Consider the following 21,933-nt stretch of genomic DNA (forward strand, 5'->3'; position numbering starts at 1 on the left):
AAGTGATGATTAAAGTAAAAGTATACGTAACGTTGAAAGCAGGAGTACTCGATCCTCAAGGTAAAGCAATTGAGCAAGCGTTAGAAGCGATGGATGTTGATAATGTAGAGGGTATGCGTGTCGGGAAGTATATGGAGTTTAATCTTGAACCGAAAGCTAACCAATCAGTAGATGAACAAGTGACGTACATGTGTGAGCAACTGTTATCTAACCCAGTCATTGAAGATTACCGTTATGAAACAGAGGAGGTTATTGTAAGATGAAGTTTGCTGTCATAGTGTTTCCAGGTTCGAACTGCGATATGGATCTGTTTCATGCAATTGAAGCTGGTTTAAAAGAAGAGGTCGATTATGTCTTTCATACAGAAACTAATCTAGAAAACTATGATGCCGTTTTACTGCCAGGTGGGTTTTCATACGGTGATTACTTACGTTCAGGTGCAATTGCAAGCTTCTCTAATGTCATGGAATCGGTGAAGCAATTTGCGGAATCTGGTAAGCCTGTTTTAGGGATCTGTAATGGGTTTCAAGTTTTACTAGAGACCGGTTTACTACCAGGAGCTATGAAGCGGAATGAGGCGCTGAAGTTTATTTGTCGCCCTGTTGAGTTAACGGTCGAAAACAACGAAACATTCTTCACAACAAGCTACGATTTACATGCAAAGGTCAATGTACCGATCGCTCACGCTGAAGGCAATTACGAGTGTGATCAAGAGACGCTAAAACGTCTTGAACAAAACAATCAAATTGTTTTTAGATATGTTAATAACCCGAACGGCTCAGTTAGTGACATCGCTGGTATTGTTAACGAAAAGGGTAACGTCTTAGGAATGATGCCACATCCAGAGCGAGCGGTTGATGAGATATTAGGTAGTGCTGATGGTTTGAAATTATTTCAGTCAATGTTAACAAATTGGAGGGAGCACCATGTCATTACTTCTTGAGCCAAATACAGAAGAGGTTAAAGAAAAGAAGCTTTATCGTGAGATGGGATTAACAGATGAAGAGTTTAAGTTAATTGAACGAATTTTGTCGCGTTTGCCAAACTATACTGAAACAGGAATTTTCTCTGTTATGTGGAGTGAGCATTGTAGTTATAAAAAGTCTCGCCCACTATTAAAGAAATTCCCGACAACAGGTCATCACATCTTACAAGGTCCTGGTGAAGGGGCGGGTGTTGTTGATATTGGGGATGGGCAAGCAGCTGTATTTAAAATCGAAAGTCACAACCATCCGTCTGCAATTGAGCCGCATCAGGGTGCTGCAACAGGTGTCGGTGGAATTATACGTGACGTATTTTCGATGGGAGCTCGTCCTATAGCGTTATTAAACTCTCTTCGTTTCGGTGAGCTTGATCAGCCTCGCACGCAGTATTTGTTTGAAGAAGTCGTGGCTGGTATTGCTGGTTATGGGAATTGTGTCGGTGTTCCAACAGTTGGCGGTGAGATTCAATTTGATGATTGTTATAAAGGTAACCCACTTGTAAATGCGATGTGCGTTGGATTAATCGACCATGACAACCTACAAGTCGGGCAAGCAAAGGGTATTGGTAATACGGTTATGTATATTGGATCTAAAACAGGGCGTGACGGAATCCATGGTGCTACTTTTGCCTCTGAAGAATTAACAGATGATTCAAAGGAAGACCGTCCAGCAGTTCAAGTTGGCGATCCGTTTATGGAAAAACTGTTAATAGAAGCTTGTTTAGAGTTAGTCCAATCAGATGCATTAGTTGGGATACAAGATATGGGTGCTGCAGGCTTAACGTCATCGGCGAGTGAAATGGCAAGTAAAGCAGGTACTGGAATTGAAATGAATTTAGATCTAATTCCGCAACGTGAACAAGACATGACGCCATATGAAATGATGCTATCAGAATCGCAAGAGCGTATGCTTGTAGTCATCGAAAAAGGTCACGAACAAGAAATTAAAGATATTGTCTCAAAATATGGCATTGAAGCGGTTGAAGTTGGAACGGTAACCGATGATCAAAGGCTTCGTTTAACTTTTAAAGGTGAAATTGTAGCTGATATGCCAGTAGATGCTCTAGCAGAAGATGCACCAGTCTATCATTTACCGTCTAAAGAACCAGAAGCTTTTAAACGTAATCAGTCTATCAACCTAGAACTTTCAGAGGTAGAGGATGCTAATGAGTTATTAGTAAATCTATTGAAAGCACCTACGATTGCAAGTAAAGAATGGGTGTATGATCAATACGATTATATGGTCCAAACGAATACAGTTATCGCGCCAGGATCAGATGCAGCGGTCATTCGCATTAAAGGGACAAATAAAGCGCTAGCGATGACGACAGACTGTAATTCCCGTTATTTACAGTTAGACCCTAAAACGGGTGGTGAAATTGCAGTTGCTGAAGCGGCTCGCAATATCATTTGTTCAGGTGCAGAGCCACTAGCGTTAACCGACTGCTTGAACTTTGGTAATCCGGAAAAAGAAGAAAACTTTTGGATGATGGAAAAAGCGACAGATGGAATGGCAGGAGCGGCCGGTCAATTAAGTACTCCGGTAATCAGTGGAAACGTATCACTTTATAACGAAACAAATGGTATAAGTGTTTATCCAACCCCTGTTGTTGGGATGGTTGGTTTGATTCATGATGTTGAACATATTACGAAGCAGCAAGTTCAGCATGCAGGTGATTTAGTTTATGTTATTGGTGAAACGTCACTTGATTTAGGTGGAAGTGAAGTTCAAAAGCAATTATACGGAAAATATGAAGGTGCAGCACCGAAGATTGATCTACAAGTGGAAAAACAGCGTCAAGAACAGCTATTAAACGCGATTCAACAAGGTGCTATCCAATCAGCACACGATGTTTCAGAGGGTGGTTTAGCTGTTGCATTTGCAGAAAAAGTGATGGGCACTTCTTACGGTTTAAATGTAGCGTTACAAGGTGAGCATTTACTAGAGTTGTTTAGCGAAACGCAATCGCGTTTTATCGTAACAGTTGCGAAGGAGAACCAAGGATACTTTGAGGAGAATGTGTCTGATTTTCAATTTGTAGGTGAAGTGACTAATGATTCAGAGTTAAACATTAACTGGAATGAACAAAGCGTGATCAATCAAAACGTCGATTCATTAACAGACCACTGGAAAGGAGCTATTCCATGCTTGATGAAATCAAAGGGCTAAACGAAGAGTGCGGAATTTTTGGTGTTTATAATCATATTCAAGCGGCTCACATGACTTACTACGGTCTTCATAGCTTACAACACCGTGGTCAAGAAGGGGCAGGAATCGTCGTTTCTAACGGTCAAACATTAGAGCAATCAAAGGGTCATGGGTTAGTGACAGAGGTGTTTGATGAAGAGCGTTTAGTCAAGTTACAAGGCCACAGTGCAATCGGTCATGTTAGGTATTCGACAGCCGGGGAAAAGTCATATGAAAATATTCAGCCTCTACTGTTTCATTCTCACACCGGTTCATTATCTGTTGCACATAATGGCAATTTAGTTAATGCGACAAAATTGAGGTCTGAACTAGAAGATGAGGGAAGCATTTTTCAAACGACGTCTGATACAGAAGTCATTGCACACTTAATTCGAAAAGGTGGAAAGAGGCCACCACATGAGCGAATTAAAGCCTCACTAAAACAACTTGAAGGCGCCTTTGCAATTGTTATGCTACTAGAAGATCAATTAATTGCGGCATTAGACCCTAGAGGCATGCGCCCGCTTTCTTTAGGTAAAGTGGGTGAGTCATATGTAGTCGCATCAGAAACGTGCGCTTTTGATGTTGTTGGTGCAGAATACATCCGTGAAGTTCTTCCTGGTGAGTATTTAGTCATTGATGAAGATGGCTTACATTCAAGTACATTTACAGACAAACAGGATCGCTCGATTTGCACGATGGAATACGTTTATTTTGCAAGGCCAGACAGTCAAGTTGATGGCGATAACATTCATAGTACGAGAAAGCGACTTGGAAAGAAGTTAGCAGAAATAGCCCCTGTTGAAGCGGATGTTATAACAGGTGTACCGGATTCTAGCATTTCTGCAGCTATTGGTTATGCCGAACAGGCGAATATACCTTATGAACTTGGATTAATTAAAAACCGTTACGTCGGTCGTACGTTTATTCAGCCATCGCAGGAAATGCGTGAGCGTGGTGTGAGGATGAAGTTATCACCTGTACGTAAGATTGTAGAAGGAAAACGTGTCGTTATGGTTGATGACTCAATCGTTCGTGGAACAACTTCAAGAAGAATCGTATCCATGCTTAAAGAGGCTGGAGCGAAAGAGGTACATGTCAGAATTAGCTCTCCACCGATTAAGCATCCATGTTTTTATGGAATTGATACCTCAACGTCATCGGAGTTAATCGCGGCGAATTATTCTATTGAAGAGATTCGAGAAGAGATCGGTGCTGATTCGTTAAGCTTTTTACCAACTAGTGAAATGGTTGAGGCGATTGGTCGAGATGACTCTAGTCCGAATTGTGGTCATTGTTTAGCGTGTTTCACAGGAAACTATCCAACAGACATTTATGACAATTCAGTGTTACCACATGAAAAAGACCAGTTAGTCAAAGAAGTCGTTAAACAAGGGGCGAATTACTAATGTCAGAAGCATACCGTCAAGCAGGGGTTAATATCGAAGCAGGCTATGAAGCTGTTAACAGAATGAAGTCGCATGTTAATAGAACTAAGCGAAAAGGTGCGATGGGTGCATTAGGCGGGTTTGGGGGCCTATTTGACTTATCACAGTTGAATTACGAAGAGCCTGTATTAATTTCAGGTACTGACGGAGTTGGCACGAAGTTAAAGCTCGCCTTTATGACCGACAAGCACGATACAATTGGGGTGGATGCTGTAGCGATGTGTGTTAATGATATTGTCGCACAAGGTGCAGAGCCACTATACTTTTTAGATTATTTAGCATTGGGTGAATCTAACCCTTGGAAAATCGAACAAATCGTCAAAGGAATTGCTGATGGTTGCGAACAATCAGGATGTGCTTTAATCGGCGGTGAAACAGCTGAAATGCCAGGGTTATATGAGCTAGAAGAGTATGATGTAGCTGGGTTTGTCGTTGGTGCAGTTGAGAAAAGTAATCTAATTACAGGTGAGGGCATTGAATCAGGCGATGTATTAATTGGTTTACCATCAAGTGGGGTGCATAGTAACGGCTTTTCACTCGTAAGAAAAGTGTTAGAAGAACAAAATCTGGATCTAAACGCAGTCTATCCACCGTTCACGTCACCACTGAAAGATGTCTTACTTACACCAACAAGGATTTATGTCAAGCAAATTTTAGCTTTAATACAACATATCAATGTGAAAGGTGTCGCTCATATTACAGGTGGTGGCTTCGATGAAAATATTCCTCGTATGTTACCAGAGCGTTTAGGGGCAACGATTGATTTAACATCATTTAAGAAGCCTGATATTTTTACATTCATTGAAGAACATTGTAACGTTACCCCACGAGAAATGTACAACATTTTTAATATGGGAATTGGAATGATCGTAGCTATTAACAGACACGATGTTGAAGAAGCATTGCTACGAGTAAAAGAGTTAGGTGAAGAAGCTTACGTCATTGGCTCAGTAAATGAGACGGGTGAGCTGTCACTAACTGGGGAGGCAGGGCCATGAAAAAACTTGCCGTATTAGCATCGGGTAGTGGGTCAAACTTTGAAGCGGTCGTTAATAAGTCAACAGATGCGTATGAAGTTGTTTTACTGATTACAGACCGCGATGATGCTTATGCATTACAACGAGCTGAAAATTTAGGTGTTCCTTCAAAAAGTATTTTGCCGAAAAACTTTGAAAACAAATCAGCATATGAACAAGAGGTGTTGGACTTAATTCACTCATATGATGTTGATTGGGTTGCGCTAGCTGGCTACATGCGTATTGTTGGACCCACGCTTTTAAAGCCTTATGAAGGTCGAATTATAAATGTCCATCCGTCGTTGCTGCCGAAGTTCCCTGGTAAAGATGCAATTGCTCAAGCGTTAGAAGTTGAAGTTGGGAAAACGGGTGTTACCGTTCATTACATTGATGAAGGAATTGATACCGGTCCAATTATCTCTCAAGAAGCTGTTGAAGTTACCAAGCAAGATACATATGAAACGTTGCAGCAGAAAATTAGGCAAGTCGAACATGAACTTTTACCCAAGACTCTAACGAAAGTCATACGAGAGGATGAGCTAATTGGAAAATAAACGAGCATTAATTAGTGTTTCCGATAAATCAGGCATTGTTGATTTTGCTAAACAGTTAACAGAGTTAGGCTTTGATATTATTTCTACCGGTGGGACGAAAAAAGCTTTAGAAGAAGCTGGTTTTAACGTGATTAGTATTTCTGAGATCACGCATTTCCCAGAAATAATGGACGGTCGTGTGAAGACGTTACATCCGAATGTTCACGCTGGTCTATTAGCTAAACGTCGTGATGACAACCATATGACAGCATTGAAGGACCAAGCGATAGAGGCGATTGACTTAGTTGTCGTTAACCTATATCCATTTAAAGAAACGATAGCAAAAGAAGATGTAACGTTTGAAGAAGCTATTGAGAATATCGATATCGGTGGTCCGGCTATGCTACGCGCAGCAGCTAAAAACCATCAAGACGTGAGTGTTGTTGTCGACCCAGCTGATTATGGACTTGTAGTCAAACATTTAAGCGATTTTAGTTGTTTAGAAGATTTGAACCGTAAACTAGCAGCTAAAGTTTACAGGCATACAGCTCAGTATGATGCGCTTGTGGCTGATTATTTAACCAATGAAGCAAAAGAGCAGTTCCCTGAAACGAAGACCGTGACATACGAACGTCAACAAACGTTACGCTACGGTGAAAACCCTCACCAATCAGCAGCTTTTTATAAACACCCGTTTGCAGATGCTTCATCATTAGTTCATGCGAATCAATTACATGGAAAAGAGCTTTCTTACAACAACATTCAAGATGCTGATAGTGCTTTAGCAATTGTTAAGGAGTTTGAAGAACCAGCAGCTGTTGCAGTTAAGCACACTAACCCTTGTGGTGTCGGAATCGGCCAAACGTTAAAAGAAGCATACGGGAGTGCATATGATGCAGATCCAGTTTCGATATTCGGTGGAATCGTTGCGTTTAATCGAGAAGTTTGCGAAGGCGTAGCACATGACTTAAGTCAAATATTTTTAGAGGTTGTGATCGCACCAAGTTTTACCCAAGACGCACTCAAAGTGTTATCACAAAAGAAAAATATAAGACTCCTAGAAGTACCTATTCATCAAGGAAAGCCTCAAGAGAAGTTAACCACCGTATCAGGCGGTATATTAATTCAAGATGAAGACAGATACTTTGAAAGTGAAATGCAGTACGACACAGTAACAGACCGTCAACCGACTGATGAAGAGTGGACGAATATGAAGTTTGCTTGGAAAGTAATGAAGCATGTGAAGTCAAATGCGATTTTACTAGCTAGTGAAAAGCAAACGGTTGGTGTTGGTGCAGGTCAAATGAACCGAGTTGGCGCAGCGAAAATTGCGATTGAGCAAGCAGGTGAAAAAGCCAAAGGTGCTGTCATGGCTTCTGATGCGTTTTTCCCAATGGATGATACTGTAGAAACGGCACATCAAGCAGGCATAAAGGCCATTATTCAACCGGGCGGCTCTAAACGTGATGAAGATTCAATTAAGAAATGTAATGAATATGGCATTGCAATGGTATTTACAGGTGTGCGTCACTTTAAACATTAAGCATTTTCAGGTATTCGTCTGATTATAGAATGAAATCATTGGATTACTTTAATTTTCGCAGGGGAAAATTTCAAAACTGCTGCATTAACAAACTTTAGTGATGAATAGAGGGGTGTCCTAATGAAAGTGTTAGTGGTTGGACGCGGAGGCCGTGAGCACGTTTTAGCTTGGCAGTTAGAACAAAGTGAGCGTGTAGACCAAGTTATTGTCGCACCAGGGAATGACGGGATGACGGATGTAGCACATGTTGAACCAATTGAAGAGCACCAACATGATCAATTAATCAATTATGCAAAATCAAGTCAAATTGACCTAACGATTATTGGACCAGAAGCACCACTCATCGAAGGCATCGTCAATAAATTCGAACAAGAAGGCCTGAAAGTATTTGGACCGACAAAAGAAGCGGCCTTTATCGAAGGAAGTAAAGAATTTGCGAAATCTATTATGCAAGATTACAACATTCCAACAGCAAAACATAGAACGTTTGAAGACCCACAAGCAGCAAAAACGTATATCCAACAGCAAGGAGCACCAATTGTTATTAAGGCAGATGGCTTAGCAGCTGGTAAAGGTGTTACTGTTGCAATGAATGTAATTGAAGCAGAGCAAGCGGTTGATTCTATGCTAGAAGATGCAAAGTTCGGTGAGGCTGGTAGTCGTGTCGTCATTGAGGAATTCCTTGAAGGTGAAGAATTCTCATTAATGGCATTCGTAAACGGCACTAACGTATACCCAATGGTCATTTCACAAGACCATAAGAGAGCCTTCGATCAAGATCAAGGTCCAAACACAGGTGGAATGGGAGCATACTCACCCGTACCTCAAATTAGCCAAGCGATTTATGAACAGGCAGTTGAGGAAATATTAAAGCCAACTGCTCAAGCTTTAGTTGACCATAATCGCTCATTTACAGGCATTTTATACGCTGGTTTAATTGCAACATCTGAAGGCCCAAAAGTGATTGAGTTTAACGCACGGTTTGGTGACCCAGAGGCACAAGTTGTATTACCTCGATTACAATCAGACCTAGCAGAAGTCATTGAAAGTGTGTTGGATAAAAGCCCAGTTGAATTAAGTTGGTCTCAAGATCAAGTGGTCGGTGTTGTATTAGCGTCCAGGGGTTACCCTGATTCATATGAAAAGGGTAAATTAATTAAAGGATTAGATAATCTAAGTCCCCAAGCTTTAACCTTTCATGGCGGAACAAAGAAAGTTAATGCTAGTTGGCAAACGAACGGCGGACGTGTGCTATTAGTTGGTGCAAAAGGAACAACGATTGCTCAAGCAAAAGAACGGGTTTATGAAGAGATGATGCTGTTAGATTCAGAAGATGTGTTTTACCGTAAAGATATCGCTAATAAAGCGTTACAAGTGTTATAACTGTTAAGGCATGTAGTAACTGACGACAAAATGGAAATAACCATAAGGGAGCTACATGTTAGTCATGTCGGTCGTCTGGGCAGGAGAATGTTTTCTCTTAAACTTTCAGGAGGTTTTAACGTGAAAGAGCCATTGCTTTTAGACGGAAAAGAAGTATCAAAGTCGATTAAAGGACAATTAAAAGGAACAATCGATTCTTTAAGTAAGGAAGGGATAGTTCCTAAATTAGTGACCATTCTAGTAGGTGATAACCCGTCATCGCACACATATGTACAAATGAAGGCTAACGCTTGTGTGAGAATTGGAATGGATTCAAAACGGATCTTTTTACCGACAGAAACGACGACTGAAGAGTTATTACAAACGATTAAGCAATTAAATGAAGATGAGACAGTGCACGGAATACTATTACAACACCCAGTCCCAAGTCATATCGATGAACGACAAGCTTTTGATATGATTGCTTTAGAAAAAGATGTAGACGGTGTAACGAGTCACGGCTTTGGTTCAACAGCCTTTCAATTGAATGCTTACCCATGCTGTACACCAGCTGCGATCATGGAAATGATTGATTATTATAATCTGGAAATAGAAGGTAAACATGCGGTTGTAATTGGTCGTAGCCCGATTTTAGGTAAGCCGGTTTCGATGATGTTATTAAACCGGAATGCGACTGTGACAATTAGTCATTCAAGAACAGAAAATTTAGATCAGATCGTTAAACAAGCGGATATTGTTGTCGCAGCAGTAGGAAAACCTAAATTTGTTAAAGGTGAGTGGCTTAAAGAAGGAGCGCTCGTTCTGGATGCTGGTTACAATAAAGGAAATATAGGTGATTGTGATTATGATACATGTTATAATCAAGCAGGTGCGATCACACCAGTTCCAGGTGGTATTGGTCCAGTAACGATTGCCATGCTACTTCGAAACACAGTATTAGCGGCACAACAAAAAGCGGTACAACGAACAGTTAACCATTTTTAAAAACATGACTAAATTTGTAATAAAAAACGCAATATAGCTTGACATCAGTGCCATAGATATTATAATATATTCTATGGCATTTTATCATTACCACGTAATAGCCCCGGAAAACTATTCGTGATGAGATAAAACGATATAACTACGGAAATTACAGGAGGGAAACGCAATGCGCACAACATTTATGGCAAACGAAAACAACGTTGAGCGTAAATGGTATGTAGTGGATGCAGAAGGCCAAACTCTTGGTCGTCTAGCTACTGAAGTTGCGACATTACTTCGTGGTAAGCATAAACCGAGCTACACACCGCATGTTGATACTGGTGACAATGTCATCATCATCAATGCTGAAAAAGTTGAATTAACTGGTAAGAAGTTAACTGATAAAATTTATTATCGCCATTCAAACTACCCAGGTGGCCTAAAAGAGCGTACAGCAGAAGAAATGCGTACGAATTATCCAGAAAGAATGCTTGAACAAGCAGTTAAAGGTATGCTACCTAAAAATAAACTAGGTCGTAAAATGGGCAAAAAGCTACACGTATACCGTGGCGCTGATCACAAGCATCATGCACAAAAACCAGAAGTTTATGAGCTTCGTGGATAATTAAGGAGGGTAATCTAAGTGGCACAAGTACAATACTACGGCACAGGCCGTCGCAAAAGCTCTGTAGCACGTGTACGACTAGTACCTGGTAACGGTAAGGTCGTTGTAAATAAAGTAGACGCAGAAGAATACTTCCCACACGAAACATTACGTCGTGTGATTAACCAACCATTAGACGTAACTGAAAACACTGGAAGCTACGATATCCATGTAAACGTTGATGGTGGTGGATTTACAGGTCAAGCAGGTGCAATTCGCCTTGGCGTTGCACGCGCACTATTAGAAGCGGACCCAGAATACCGCACATCACTAAAGCGCGCTGGCCTACTAACACGTGACGCTCGCGCGAAAGAACGTAAGAAATACGGTCTTAAAGGCGCTCGTCGTTCACCACAGTTCTCAAAGCGTTAAAAAACCTTATATATCAAGGTTTCAAACACCCATTCGTTATGAAACGAATGGGTGTTTTTTTAATGATATTTTGTATCTGACTCACAAATGACTCACAAATGACTCACAAATGAGTCATTAATCAAAGAATAAACCATTAATATGGCTTATTCATGAATTCATGAAATTTATTTGCTGTTTCTAATTTGTCTTCTTTCATTAAATGGACATAGGTGTTTAAAGTTGTTCTAATATCAGCGTGGCCTAGTCGTTCCTTTACTTCGTTTGCTGAAGCCTGAGCACTTATCAATAAACTGGCATGTGTGTGTCGGAAACCATGAACACTTATTTTCCTTAAATGAGGATTATGTTTTAGAATCCTACTAATTTGGTCATTGAAATAAGCAGTTCTAATAATAGTAATTCTTTTTTTGAATTGATGGTACTTAGTAAAAATATATTGCTCACTATCACTTAGAACAGGTTGATCTAACTGAGTATATCTATCCTGTTGCTCTGCTTTCCAGTACTCCAATACAGATAGTGTATCAGGATCCAAACTGATACTTCGTTTGGATTCCGTAGTTTTAGGTTTGAATAAGTGATTAGTTTTATTTTCAAAGTACAGAGTTTTGCTGATGTGTAATAATCCATCTGAGAAGTTAATGTCTGACCATTTTAATGCTAACAACTCACCTTTACGAGCTCCTGTATATGCTGCTAAGTGAAAGAATGTATAATTTAATGGCTCACTTTTAATTGATTCGAGGAAATCTAATAATTCTTCACGAGTGTAATAATTTTGTTTTTCTCCATATTCGTCAATAACATAATGTTCATCTTTGGCTTTGGGGAGTGTAACTTTGTCCAAAGGATTTTGAGAAAGATAACTCATTTTAATTGAATATTTAAATACTAAATTCAACTGAATTTTGAGATCTTTGAATGATTTAAGCTCTTCAGACCATTCATTAATAACTTGTTGACAGTATTTATGGGTGATTTTTTTGATTTCTAAGTGACCGAACTTAGGTAAAATTCTCTTTGTGAATTTTGATTCGATGGATTTTGAAGTGCTAGGTTTTATACGTTTCTGATGTTGTTCAAACCATTCTTCATAAATTTCCTCAAAAGTTTTTTTCTTTTTACTAGGAACACCATTTTTATCAACTTCTGATAACAAGTTGTAAAGGAAGGCTCTGGCTTCCTTTTTGGTTGAAAACCCCCTTCTCGTAACTTGGTTTTGTTTACCATCTTCTAGATCATAGCCAAGGAAGGCCTTAACCGTATAGGTTACTGATCCATCACTTCTTTTGTATTTATAAATTTTAGACATAAAAAAACCTCCATTTGCTGGCAGGCAATATAGAGGGATTACAATTATGATATTGTATTTTATAAAAAAATATAAGAATAAAATTTATACTTGCAAATTTATTTAACATGAATTAGTATAAAATCTTATCTTTGACAGATAAAACCATGAGAATGCTTTTGTAATAGGCATTTTCGTGGTTTTTTAGTGTTCAAAAGTGAGTACTATTTATGTTTTTCACCTCTTTTAAAATTTTTTCATTTTTTGTAGGTAAACAATCTCAGTGTCCGTCCGGAAGCCGAAAACATCATGTAATTTGTCTGTTAAGTCCGTTCTGGTATAAGTTGGGGTATATCCTTCGTTTGTAAATTCTAATACCCTCATATCTCGTAATGTTTGAATGATTTCACAACACGTAGCGGATTCGTCTATTTTTTTCTCCATTAACCGGAAGGTTAATAATGAAAGGAATCACGACGAAGTGTGCTTTGATCCGCTCATCTCTTTGGAGAAAAACTGGTCGTATCCGCATTTCACTTTTTAGAATACGGAAGGTCTCTTCTATCTCCCAGCGTCGTTGATTGATTTTAACAATTTCTCCCGGCCTACTTTCTAAGTTTGTACATACACCATAAAATCCATCATACTTCGCTTCTTCTTCAACCAGTGCAGAATTGATTGTGTACTTACTTTGCCCAGCAATTCTTCCGTCTTCTGTAACGTGAGTGGATTGTATAAATCGATCTGGAGAGTTTGCTCGTTTTTTCTCGACCTGAGAAGGGTTGTCTACTTTCTTTAAGGCACGTTCAATCTGTTTCTCTCGAATGTTTGCTTGTTTCGGTGAAAAGGAAAGGACCAACTTCTGTTCTAGTCCATTTTCATTTATCCACCGTTCTTTGTGGTACACTTGCGTGTCTTTTTCTAGATCGAGATCGTTCAGATTAATTGTTTGCTTTCTTTTCTTAGAAGCCGTTGTTTGAGTGGAATCAACCATCTGCCATTCAGAAGGATCAAGCGCCCAATCTTTCAAATGCCTTTTCAATTTTTTAATGGACTGTGTTGTGACAAAAGCTCGTTCGTTCATTGAATTGTAAAGCCGATTTTCATAAGAGGAAAGCCCGGCATCTGTACAGACTACAAATTTGGATAGATGAAAATCCTTTAAAATTCTTTTCTCCAAAGGCTTTAATGTCGGTTGCTCATTTCGGCTCTCTGGATTAATTACAAAAGCGAGCGGAAGACCACTGCCATCATTGAATAATCCCATTTGTACAATGGGGTTGGGGCGATTCTTTACATATTCTTTCATTAATGGTATTCTGTAAGTATAAGAATATCATTATTTCACTTGGTGCAAAATGTATTTTATGTTAAGGGCATATAACATAACCAGAAAGTTACATAATCCACCACTTAAAACGTTAAAAAATTGATTAGTATTCTTAAATTGATTTTTCAAAAATAAGAAAGGGTGTTATTATGTTTAAACCGAGATATTTATTCTTGTTCTTCATACTACTAACTCTAACTTTATCAGCTTGTAGTTCTTCGCACGGAGAATTGGAGAAGGAAACAAGCCCAACATTTAGTTCTCATGGTCAAACTATGATTGGTCAAGAAAATAAAATTGGTTTTATTTACGGTGAAGATATTCCTCTCATTGCTGGTGAAGAACAAAAATATATGTGGCATTTATGGGGAGAACCTGAAGAGCTAGAAGGAAAATTTGAAGTTATTGGTACTAATGAAGAAACAGGTAAGAGAGTGAACGTTTTTGAAACAGAAAAGTTAGGTGGGCCAAATAATGGGGCAGATGCTCATGCTCCATCTTCATTTTCATTGCCTAGTAGTGGCATTTGGGAATTAGAGGCTCACGTGGGAAATGAACGTTTTGAAACTCTTGTAGTCGAAGTTAAGTAGTTTATAAAAATATTACATTTTGTGCCTCAGCCTTCCATGGTTGAGGTTTTTTTATTTCGAGATTTTAATTTCCGAGAAATTTATAAAATAAGGTTTACCTTTTTCTGATTTGTTGTCTTTTATATAGTAAGAGCAAAAAAGGAGGGGATGTAATTGGAAGTGATTTTTAATTGGACGGTATGGTGGATTATCATCACATTCATGGCTTCGTCTATTCCCAAAATATTTAGCCTAAAATATTTTATTCATTTAGTAGATCAATATGATATATTACCCAAATATTTGGCATTATTATACGGTGTTTTTCTACCATTTGTTGAAGTTCTCGGAGCTGGGTTGTTATTATCTAATACCACATTTTTCTATGGGATAATCGTCTTACAAATTATTCTTTTAAGCTTTGCATATGCTGTATATCACGTAATAAGTAATAACAAAATTTTGACTTGTGGTTGTTATGGAAGGTTCTTGGATGCCAAAGTTGATAAGTTTACTTTGAATAAAATTATTACTCTTTTCTTATTGGCCACCCTGTCGTTATATTTAAGTACACAATACGAAGTTCAATATTCCTTGCATTATATAGGAATGGGTATATTTTTGACTTTGCTACTATTACTATCTCAATGGATTTGGAATTTCCATCAAGACGCATTGAGAATATTGAGATATTCAGGAACAGGGAGTGACTAAATGGATCAAATCTTACTTTATTCAAACGTTATGTTGTGGGCGTTACAAATTATCATTCTTATATCACTTTTTCTGATGTTTAAGCAATTTGGTGAAGTTTATCTGAAATCGGGTGATTCCATATCCAGGGACGGTATTCCAGAAGGGCAGAAAGTACCGTCTTTAACGGGGATATCAAACTATTCAAACGAAATAGTAACACGCGAACCAAATCAGGACAAACCCACTTTACTCGCTTTTATATCTAGTGACTGTGAGGCTTGCAAGAGTTTATATTCTGATTGGAATAGAATGCATTTAAAGTTTAAAGATAGTGTTGATTTTATTTTAATTGCTGAAACCAAAAATGAAGAAAAGTTTGAAGAATTGATAGAGAAAGAAAACCTACAAGGGGAAATAATTTTAGATTCAGAAAAAGATATACTCAGAGACTTAGATGTAAGAGTGACCCCATTTGCGTATGCTCTCGATACTGAGGGGGTGGTTAAAGCTAAAGGACTGTGTAATGGTGAGAATCATATTAAGAGTTTGCTATTTTCATTGGACATTGAGGGTGTTCAGCATTATCGAATACCTCTAAATGTCCAAAAAGAGGAGAAAGGGGAGAAAATAAATGCGTAAATTTGATTATATTTTCAAAAGGTTCTGCGAAAGTCTAGCAAGAAAAGTTAGAAAAAACGATTTTATTCAATTACTATCAGAAGGTTCATTTCACTCTGTGCTTAAATGGGCAGGACAACCTATTAAAGCTTTAGCTTACGCAAGTGATAGTTGGTGCCAGACAGAATTATATTATGGAGATTGCTTGCCACCAAATGGGCAGTACTGCAATTCGGATTGCGAATCAGGTTTACACTCATTTTTGACAAGATGTCCAGCCGGCATGCAAGTTTCATATGCCTGGGGTTATATGGGTACAGGTTGCTGGTGTGATTCAGGAGGAAGCAGTCGTTTGGCCTGTTGTGATTGCACATTAGATCAACCAGATTTCAACCCATATGAACGTAATGCTGGTGATTGCGGTTGCCTTCATCGTTTTGTAAGTTAATTTTTGATTTCTTAAAAGGAGGTATTATTTATGCGACATGTTGCTACATGGGGGTATTATGATAACAGCAATCCTGATCTTGGATGGGTTGCTATAAATGAATCTATAAACAGTTATGGTTTACCTGCTGAGGCAATAGTAATGTTTCTTTCGACCGCAAATGAAACAGACGGAGTAACACGAGCTGAAGAAGCCGCTAACCAGTTGAATTCAATCCTAGTAAAGGAAAGTCGAATTAGTAATAATGACAGTGAAATAACCTATCTATCTTATAAAATCGAAAACGGAAAATATATTTTAACTTCGCCTTCTACTGAAATTGCAACTATAGAGATGGAAGACATAAAACATGGAAGAACAACACCAGCCGGTCTTGCACGAAGATGGGTGAATAACATCAGAAAAAGACACTCAGAACCAGAAGTATATGAAGATGGGAACTACTCTGAAGGTAATCTAGAAGAGGAGGGACCCGATAACAACAGTTAATATAATATTTGAGATAAAGTAGAACATCCAGCTTAAAGGACTGGGTGTTCTATATATCCATTGTTAATTTCTAATAACATAGGGGTGATAAGATGGCATTTCCTAATTTTTTTGATATAGTTGTACTATTTTTTATTTCCTTTGTTGCTGGCTTCTCAAAAGTTTGTACTGCTTGAGGAATAAATGTGACCCTCGCGGTTACGCCGCCAGTTGGGGCGGTGACGTTAAAAAATAGAATAAAAATATCTTTGACATACCTTATTGCTACAATCATATCTGGAGGATTTTTTGGATTTTTGTATTCCACCTTCATATTTCTTATAACGTTTTGGATCACAGATCAGGCAAAATTGTTTATATTAGGATTAATTGTATTGATATACTCATTGAATGAAATGGGTCTAGCTAAAATAAAAATCCCTCAACAACATTGGCAGATCCCAAACTCATGGGTTAATTTTACTCCACTTAAAAATATGGTTGTTTGGGGGAGTATTTTGGGTTCTGGAATATTCACTTATGTTCCTAATGTACTGTTCTACTTAGCTTACTTATACACAGGTTTTTTTTACGAACCGTACTTGGGAATAATAGTTGGCTTTATTTATGGGTTTGGGAGAACTTTCCCTTCTTTCATTATATCAGCAAGATCTAGAAAGAATTATTCCTTTAATAAAATGATAAATGGTTTTGAGAAGCTGATAGCGCAAACCAATAAAATAATACTAGGAGTACTTAGCATACTCTTCATTTATTGTTATATAAATTTTGGGTTTTAAATTTCCAATGTTAGGGAATTTAGAAAGGAAGTAAAATCTAAAAATGCAAAGGCCATTTATACATTGTGTTGTAGAAGGCTCTTCAATGGAGCCTACGCTATTTAGTGGAGAAAGCTTGTTAGTTAACACTTTTATATACAAATTTGTAAGACCTGTAAAAGGGGATATTATAGCATTTCAAAACTCAGAAAAACAATACATTATTAAACGAGTGGCTGCCTCGAGTGGTGACATAATTGAGTTGCAACACAATAATCTTTACATCAATAACGAATATGAAATTGGTGGTTATATAAATGATAAAAACAAACAAATATTTTTGCAGAAAAATAGGTTCAGTCCTTTGATTGTACCGAATGGAAAAGTCTTCGTGTTGGGGGATAATAGATCCTGTAGTATAGACAGTCGTAAAGTTGGTTTTATTTCAATGTCAAATGTAATTGGAAGGGTCGTACTCCCCCCTAGCAAGCATGTTTACTAGCAGAAAAACTCCTTTTTATAAAAATATATCCCGAATCAACAATTGACCTGTCGCTCTTCCAAATATAAACTCTTGAATTGTCCCTTATTCCTATAAATATGAATATCAGCGTATATGATCTGAATAATAATTCCCATCAAAGTAACTATGATTATATTGTATCGATCAAGGCATTCTTGTTAGATGTTGTGATCTTAGAAATTTGGAATACCATATAATTCATAGGAGGTGGAGTAATGGTGAATTATTATTCAAAAGAAACTGATGCAGCTGTTGTTTCATATATCAACATTTGCTTAAATGGGAGTTCTATTCGATATCAGAAAAAAAGGTATACGATAGAAAATAAGGAAATTCATTCTTTAAATGAACCATTTCATGATGAACAATTTTCAGTGGAAAAAGTTGAATATACAACTTATGATAATGAAATATCATTAGACAAAGAAGTAATTAACAAGGTAATACTGGAATCAGCAATGCAAAACTTAACACAAAAAGAAGCAGTGACTATAACCGAAATATATTTCAACCATAAAAAAGTAACCGATTTGACTCAAGAATTGCAGGTATCAAAAAATGCAATACTAAAAACCAAACGTAGGGCATTACAAAAAATGAGAATTGAATTAGAGGGGGGGTAATCAATGGCCCTTGAAAAAGAGATTAAGGGATTAACACACCTTGTTATGCTTGCAAAACAAGGTGATGAAGCTGCTTTAGAAGAGCTATATTGTAGGTTTATGCCTCTTGTTCTAAACCATGTTAAAAAAATGAAGGTTGAATATCAGCAGGATGCTAAAAGTGAGTTGTTAGTGGAGCTGTTTGAAGCTATTCAACGTTTTGAACCAAATACAGACTGGGGGGAGAGGGAATTAGAGAATCACTTACAAAATCGCGAGAAAAAATGAATGACTGAAAATAATGAAAAAAAGTGAGGATTTTGCTACAAATAAATCATAAATAATTCAATCACCGTTTCAATTGTGTTATGAAAGAATTGTCGAATGGGGATCCACACCGCTTGGATGGTGATTGAAATGAACTAGCATGTGAGAGCTTACCATAATCGTACTAAAAGGTGTTACTTATTGAGTAGCACCTTTTCACAAGCATGGCATATCACGTTACAGGGAAGCTTTGCAGCATTAACCTTATTCGTCTTCTTGACCAGCCCCAGAAACCTGTCTCAATTTAGATAAGGTATTTTCGAGAAAAGCCCTTTCCTCCTCCATCATCTCTTCTATAAACTCTCCAATTCCATCTGTAGAATCACTGGAAGAACCACCTACTAAAGACTGCTGTTCAAATAAATGTGCGAGTACCATTTCAAGTGCCTTTCCTTCTAACACCAGTTTACTCTGCGCTTCCAATTGACGTTCATACCACCGCTTACCCATATAACATAGTACTATAAAGTACTCAATAAATTAATTATAAATTTGACAAAAAATAAAGCCATCATAGGCTAAAGGTAATTTATTATTAATTAAGTGTCAAACTCCCGATTTTAGACATAAAAAAGCCTCCATTTGCTGGCAGGCAATATAGAGGGATTATAATTATGATATTGTACTTTATAAAAAAATACAAGAATAAAATTTATACTTGCAAATTTATTTAACATGAATTAGTATAGAATCAAATAAAATAAACTTAATTGGGAACGCCCCAAATTTTCAGGAAACAGGTGTAGTATGCCTTGATTTCCTGGCAATTTGGGGCGTTCTTTTTTTGTTTATAAGTGAAAGGAGGCATTAGCTTTGGAAAAGTGGCTCTAAAATATTTGTTGGGGTAGAGACACAATTTAGGATGTGGTTATGATAGCGGCCGTTGGCGTCAGGTGATCCGCTTACGGTGGATGCTTGCCGCGGGCACGGCTCGAGCCTCCTCGGCCGAAAAGCGGAGGCCACTGAAAAAGTCCTTAAAATTTTAGAGGGTAAATCATCATATCAGGGATGATTTACCCTCTTTTCTTTTTTATAATAGAGTCAGTAAATAAGAAAGTGGTGGTTGTGTGTTACAGAGTCAGGGATCGCTGAATATGAGTTCTTATACAGATCTTTATGAAATGATCATTCCAAAAGATAATTTTCTACGCCGTTTAAATGATATAGTTGACTTCACGTTTATCATGGATGAGTTAAAAGAAAATTACTGTCTTGATAACGGCCGAAAGGCCATTCCCCCTATTCAAATGTTTAAGTATTTATTGTTGAAACGCATTTACGATTTGTCCGATGTTGATGTTGTAGAACGTGCAAGATACGATATGTCATTTAAATATTTTTTAGAGTTAGCTCCTGAGGATCCAGTCATTAACCCGAGCTCATTAACGAAATTTCGTAAATTGCGATTAAAGGGTTCAAATGAAAGTTCTAACAATAATTTATTGGATCTATTGATCCACAAAACAGTAGAAATCGCACTAGACTACGGTGTGATCGATAGTAAAACCATCATGGTGGATGCAACTCATACCTCCTCACGTTACTGTTCCAAGTCAGTTGCGGAGTTTTTAAGTGAGAAAGCAAAATCTATGCGAAAAACAGTTTATCAATATGATGAAACCATAAAGGAAAAGTTCCCTAAAAAACCTGCTCACCACAGTATTAAAGAAACCGAAAGGTACTGTAAGGAACTAATTGAAGTAATAGAACAGTCTGAAGTAAATGATATGCCAGCGGTGAAAGAAAAAGTTAACCACTTGAATGAAATACTGGATGACTGTAAAGAACAAACCACACTTTCCAATGACCCAGACGCACGTATAGGACATAAAACTGAAGATAGTTCTTTCTTTGGTTATAAATCTCACTTAGCCATGTCTAAAGAAAGAATCATCACAGCAGCTACCATTACCACAGGTGAAAAGAGTGATGGTAAACAGCTTAAAGATCTCGTACATAAAAGTAAGGATGCAGGAATGGAAGTTGATGCGGTCATTGGTGATACGGCTTATTCAGGAACAGACAATTTAAAATTTGCGAAAGAAGAACAATTTCAATTAGTGTCTAAATTGCACCCTGTAATTACAGATGGAAAACGTGAGAATTCAGGGTTTGAATTTAATAAAGATGCCGATATGTTTGTATGTCCAGCTGGACATATGGCATTTAAAAAATAGCGAAGAAGAGAAAGAAACGCAATACTCAGCTCAAGTATTACTTTGACGTAGAGAAGTGTAAGGTTTGTCCATTAAGGGATGGATGTTACCAGGAAGGCGCGAAAACCAAAACTTACTCAGTCACGTTAAAATCAACTGAGCACAAAGAACAAGAAGCGTTTCAAGAAAGTGAAACCTTTAAAGAAATAGCTAAAGATCGCTATATGATTGAAGCGAAGAATAGTGAATTAAAGCATAGACACGGGTATGATCAAGCCACTGACTCGGGTCTATTTGGCATGGAAATACAAGGAGCAACGACGATATTCGTGGCTAACTTAAAAAGAATTATTAAGCTAATAGACCAAAAAGAGTAAAATATTAGGATAGAAAAGGAGACTTTTAATCGAAAAAATCGATCAAAAGGCTCTTTTTTTTAAAACAACTATTTTATAAAACAAAATTAACCGTCTTTTTTCAGTGGCCTCCGAAAAGCGTGGCCTGCGGGGTCTCGAGACGCGTGCTGTTCCCGCAGGCATCACCACCTACGCTTCTCACCTGACACCAACTCAGCGGTTTGATAAGACAAAAAAAGCACGCAAACTCCTTATTTGTTATCCTTGTTTTATACCACCAAAACAAAGCAAAGGAGCTGCGTGCATATGCATCATAACATGACCTTACCTGGATTGGAAAGCTTTCACGTGACTGAAACGCGAGAAGAGAATGGCTATTATCACATCTACGTTGAACGGCCACATGAGATCGTGCCATGTCCTGCATGCCAAACATCAACTCAAATGGTTCATGATTATCGCTGGCAAAAAATTAAACACAATCGAGTATTCAATCGCCCTACGATGATTTGGTACCGCAAACGTCGCTATCAATGTCACCATATCAGTTGCCGGAAACGATTTGACGAAACCAACGATCTTGTCGATCGTTATCAACGCCAATCACAAGAGTTCAATCAAGCCATAGGGCTTGAAACGATTCATGGTAAAACGTTTAAAGATACAGCCCAACGA

The 21,933-nt window shown here is 38.0% G+C and carries 24 protein-coding genes, 2 pseudogenes and 1 riboswitch; of the genes and pseudogenes, 22 read left to right on the top strand and 4 right to left on the bottom strand.

Annotation, left to right across the window (positions count from 1 at the left end; genetic code table 11):
* Nucleotides 1–5: 5 nt before the first annotated feature.
* The 11 genes from purS to rpsI all read left to right on the top strand — a co-directional run bounded on the left by purS (nucleotide 6) and on the right by rpsI (nucleotide 11,092).
* Complete coding sequence (gene purS / locus ABDZ63_RS14185; RefSeq protein WP_343784641.1) at nucleotides 6–263, top strand: phosphoribosylformylglycinamidine synthase subunit PurS; 258 nt, start codon at nucleotides 6–8, stop codon at nucleotides 261–263.
* Nucleotides 260–943: a phosphoribosylformylglycinamidine synthase subunit PurQ gene (gene purQ, locus ABDZ63_RS14190; RefSeq protein WP_343784591.1), complete on the top strand. Its 684-nt coding sequence runs from the start codon at nucleotides 260–262 to the stop codon at nucleotides 941–943. Before purS ends, purQ begins: the two co-directional genes overlap by 4 nt.
* Nucleotides 927–3,152 (top strand): phosphoribosylformylglycinamidine synthase subunit PurL, encoded by a 2,226-nt coding sequence (gene purL / locus ABDZ63_RS14195; RefSeq protein ID WP_343784593.1) that lies wholly within the window; start codon nucleotides 927–929, stop codon nucleotides 3,150–3,152. The genes purQ and purL overlap by 17 nt, the downstream gene beginning before the upstream one ends.
* Nucleotides 3,128–4,579 carry an amidophosphoribosyltransferase gene (gene purF, locus ABDZ63_RS14200; RefSeq protein ID WP_343784595.1) on the top strand — a complete coding sequence of 484 codons (1,452 nt, stop codon included), beginning with the start codon at nucleotides 3,128–3,130 and terminating at the stop codon, nucleotides 4,577–4,579. The genes purL and purF overlap by 25 nt, the downstream gene beginning before the upstream one ends.
* A complete protein-coding gene (gene purM, locus ABDZ63_RS14205) occupies nucleotides 4,579–5,616 on the top strand; it encodes a phosphoribosylformylglycinamidine cyclo-ligase (RefSeq protein WP_343784597.1) in 1,038 nt (345 codons plus the stop codon). The genes purF and purM overlap by 1 nt, the downstream gene beginning before the upstream one ends.
* The gene (gene purN, locus ABDZ63_RS14210; RefSeq protein ID WP_343784599.1) at nucleotides 5,613–6,188 is read left to right on the top strand and encodes a phosphoribosylglycinamide formyltransferase; all 576 of its coding nucleotides are present in this window, start codon (nucleotides 5,613–5,615) and stop codon (nucleotides 6,186–6,188) included. Before purM ends, purN begins: the two co-directional genes overlap by 4 nt.
* The gene (gene purH / locus ABDZ63_RS14215) at nucleotides 6,178–7,710 is read left to right on the top strand and encodes a bifunctional phosphoribosylaminoimidazolecarboxamide formyltransferase/IMP cyclohydrolase (RefSeq protein ID WP_343784601.1); all 1,533 of its coding nucleotides are present in this window, start codon (nucleotides 6,178–6,180) and stop codon (nucleotides 7,708–7,710) included. The genes purN and purH overlap by 11 nt, the downstream gene beginning before the upstream one ends.
* A gap of 120 nt (nucleotides 7,711–7,830) precedes the next feature.
* The gene (gene purD / locus ABDZ63_RS14220) at nucleotides 7,831–9,093 is read left to right on the top strand and encodes a phosphoribosylamine--glycine ligase (protein WP_343784603.1); all 1,263 of its coding nucleotides are present in this window, start codon (nucleotides 7,831–7,833) and stop codon (nucleotides 9,091–9,093) included.
* A gap of 5 nt (nucleotides 9,094–9,098) precedes the next feature.
* A riboswitch (ZMP/ZTP riboswitch) is annotated at nucleotides 9,099–9,181 on the top strand.
* A gap of 32 nt (nucleotides 9,182–9,213) precedes the next feature.
* Complete coding sequence (locus tag ABDZ63_RS14225; protein WP_343784605.1) at nucleotides 9,214–10,077, top strand: bifunctional 5,10-methylenetetrahydrofolate dehydrogenase/5,10-methenyltetrahydrofolate cyclohydrolase; 864 nt, start codon at nucleotides 9,214–9,216, stop codon at nucleotides 10,075–10,077.
* A 166-nt stretch (nucleotides 10,078–10,243) separates the two neighbouring features.
* Nucleotides 10,244–10,681, top strand: coding sequence for a 50S ribosomal protein L13 (rplM, locus tag ABDZ63_RS14230; RefSeq protein WP_343784608.1), 438 nt, complete (start codon nucleotides 10,244–10,246; stop codon nucleotides 10,679–10,681).
* Between the two features lie 18 nt (nucleotides 10,682–10,699).
* The gene (gene rpsI / locus ABDZ63_RS14235) at nucleotides 10,700–11,092 is read left to right on the top strand and encodes a 30S ribosomal protein S9 (protein WP_343784610.1); all 393 of its coding nucleotides are present in this window, start codon (nucleotides 10,700–10,702) and stop codon (nucleotides 11,090–11,092) included.
* A gap of 136 nt (nucleotides 11,093–11,228) precedes the next feature.
* Here rpsI and ABDZ63_RS14240 read toward each other — a convergent pair whose 3' ends face one another.
* Nucleotides 11,229–12,407: a tyrosine-type recombinase/integrase gene (locus ABDZ63_RS14240; RefSeq protein ID WP_343784612.1), complete on the bottom strand. Its 1,179-nt coding sequence runs from the start codon at nucleotides 12,405–12,407 to the stop codon at nucleotides 11,229–11,231.
* Nucleotides 12,408–12,610: 203 nt separating this feature from the next.
* Nucleotides 12,611–13,680: pseudogene (locus ABDZ63_RS14245) on the bottom strand (IS1634 family transposase); the annotation flags it as partial.
* Nucleotides 13,681–13,865: 185 nt separating this feature from the next.
* Between ABDZ63_RS14245 and ABDZ63_RS14250 the strand changes: the two are divergent.
* From ABDZ63_RS14250 to ABDZ63_RS14270, 5 genes are all read left to right on the top strand, one after another.
* A complete protein-coding gene (locus ABDZ63_RS14250; RefSeq protein ID WP_343784616.1) occupies nucleotides 13,866–14,306 on the top strand; it encodes a DUF4871 domain-containing protein in 441 nt (146 codons plus the stop codon).
* A gap of 159 nt (nucleotides 14,307–14,465) precedes the next feature.
* Nucleotides 14,466–14,999, top strand: coding sequence for a MauE/DoxX family redox-associated membrane protein (locus ABDZ63_RS14255; protein ID WP_343784643.1), 534 nt, complete (start codon nucleotides 14,466–14,468; stop codon nucleotides 14,997–14,999).
* The gene (locus tag ABDZ63_RS14260; protein ID WP_343784618.1) at nucleotides 15,000–15,620 is read left to right on the top strand and encodes a TlpA family protein disulfide reductase; all 621 of its coding nucleotides are present in this window, start codon (nucleotides 15,000–15,002) and stop codon (nucleotides 15,618–15,620) included.
* Complete coding sequence (locus ABDZ63_RS14265; protein WP_343784620.1) at nucleotides 15,613–16,047, top strand: hypothetical protein; 435 nt, start codon at nucleotides 15,613–15,615, stop codon at nucleotides 16,045–16,047. The genes ABDZ63_RS14260 and ABDZ63_RS14265 overlap by 8 nt, the downstream gene beginning before the upstream one ends.
* Before the next feature lie 30 nt (nucleotides 16,048–16,077).
* On the top strand, nucleotides 16,078–16,536 hold the full coding sequence (locus ABDZ63_RS14270; protein WP_343784622.1) for a hypothetical protein: 459 nt from the start codon (nucleotides 16,078–16,080) through the stop codon (nucleotides 16,534–16,536).
* 70 nt (nucleotides 16,537–16,606) lie between these two features.
* Here the strand turns inward: ABDZ63_RS14270 and ABDZ63_RS14275 are convergent, their stop codons facing one another.
* Complete coding sequence (locus ABDZ63_RS14275; RefSeq protein WP_343784624.1) at nucleotides 16,607–16,843, bottom strand: hypothetical protein; 237 nt, start codon at nucleotides 16,841–16,843, stop codon at nucleotides 16,607–16,609.
* Between the two features lie 79 nt (nucleotides 16,844–16,922).
* Here ABDZ63_RS14275 and ABDZ63_RS14280 point away from each other — a divergent pair, with 79 nt between their 5' ends.
* The 4 genes from ABDZ63_RS14280 (at nucleotide 16,923) to ABDZ63_RS14295 (ending at nucleotide 18,707) form a co-directional block, all read left to right on the top strand.
* The gene (locus ABDZ63_RS14280) at nucleotides 16,923–17,315 is read left to right on the top strand and encodes a hypothetical protein (RefSeq protein WP_343784626.1); all 393 of its coding nucleotides are present in this window, start codon (nucleotides 16,923–16,925) and stop codon (nucleotides 17,313–17,315) included.
* Between the two features lie 43 nt (nucleotides 17,316–17,358).
* Complete coding sequence (lepB, locus tag ABDZ63_RS14285; RefSeq protein ID WP_343784628.1) at nucleotides 17,359–17,796, top strand: signal peptidase I; 438 nt, start codon at nucleotides 17,359–17,361, stop codon at nucleotides 17,794–17,796.
* A gap of 236 nt (nucleotides 17,797–18,032) precedes the next feature.
* Nucleotides 18,033–18,440, top strand: a complete 408-nt coding sequence (locus ABDZ63_RS14290) for a sigma-70 RNA polymerase sigma factor region 4 domain-containing protein (protein ID WP_343784630.1) — start codon at nucleotides 18,033–18,035, stop codon at nucleotides 18,438–18,440.
* A gap of 3 nt (nucleotides 18,441–18,443) precedes the next feature.
* Nucleotides 18,444–18,707, top strand: coding sequence for a helix-turn-helix domain-containing protein (locus ABDZ63_RS14295; protein ID WP_343784632.1), 264 nt, complete (start codon nucleotides 18,444–18,446; stop codon nucleotides 18,705–18,707).
* Nucleotides 18,708–18,950: 243 nt separating this feature from the next.
* On the opposite strand, the gene ABDZ63_RS14300 is transcribed toward ABDZ63_RS14295, so the two are convergent.
* Nucleotides 18,951–19,196 carry a hypothetical protein gene (locus tag ABDZ63_RS14300; protein ID WP_343784634.1) on the bottom strand — a complete coding sequence of 82 codons (246 nt, stop codon included), beginning with the start codon at nucleotides 19,194–19,196 and terminating at the stop codon, nucleotides 18,951–18,953.
* Between the two features lie 617 nt (nucleotides 19,197–19,813).
* Between ABDZ63_RS14300 and ABDZ63_RS14305 the strand changes: the two are divergent.
* Nucleotides 19,814–21,279: pseudogene (locus tag ABDZ63_RS14305) on the top strand (IS1182 family transposase).
* Nucleotides 21,280–21,564: 285 nt separating this feature from the next.
* Nucleotides 21,565–21,933: transposase family protein (locus ABDZ63_RS14310; protein ID WP_343784636.1), on the top strand; the 369-nt coding region annotated here is incomplete at its 3' end.

Source organism: Alkalibacillus silvisoli, assembly GCF_039521975.1.
Taxonomy (GTDB): Bacteria; Bacillota; Bacilli; order Bacillales; family Alkalibacillaceae; genus Alkalibacillus; species Alkalibacillus silvisoli.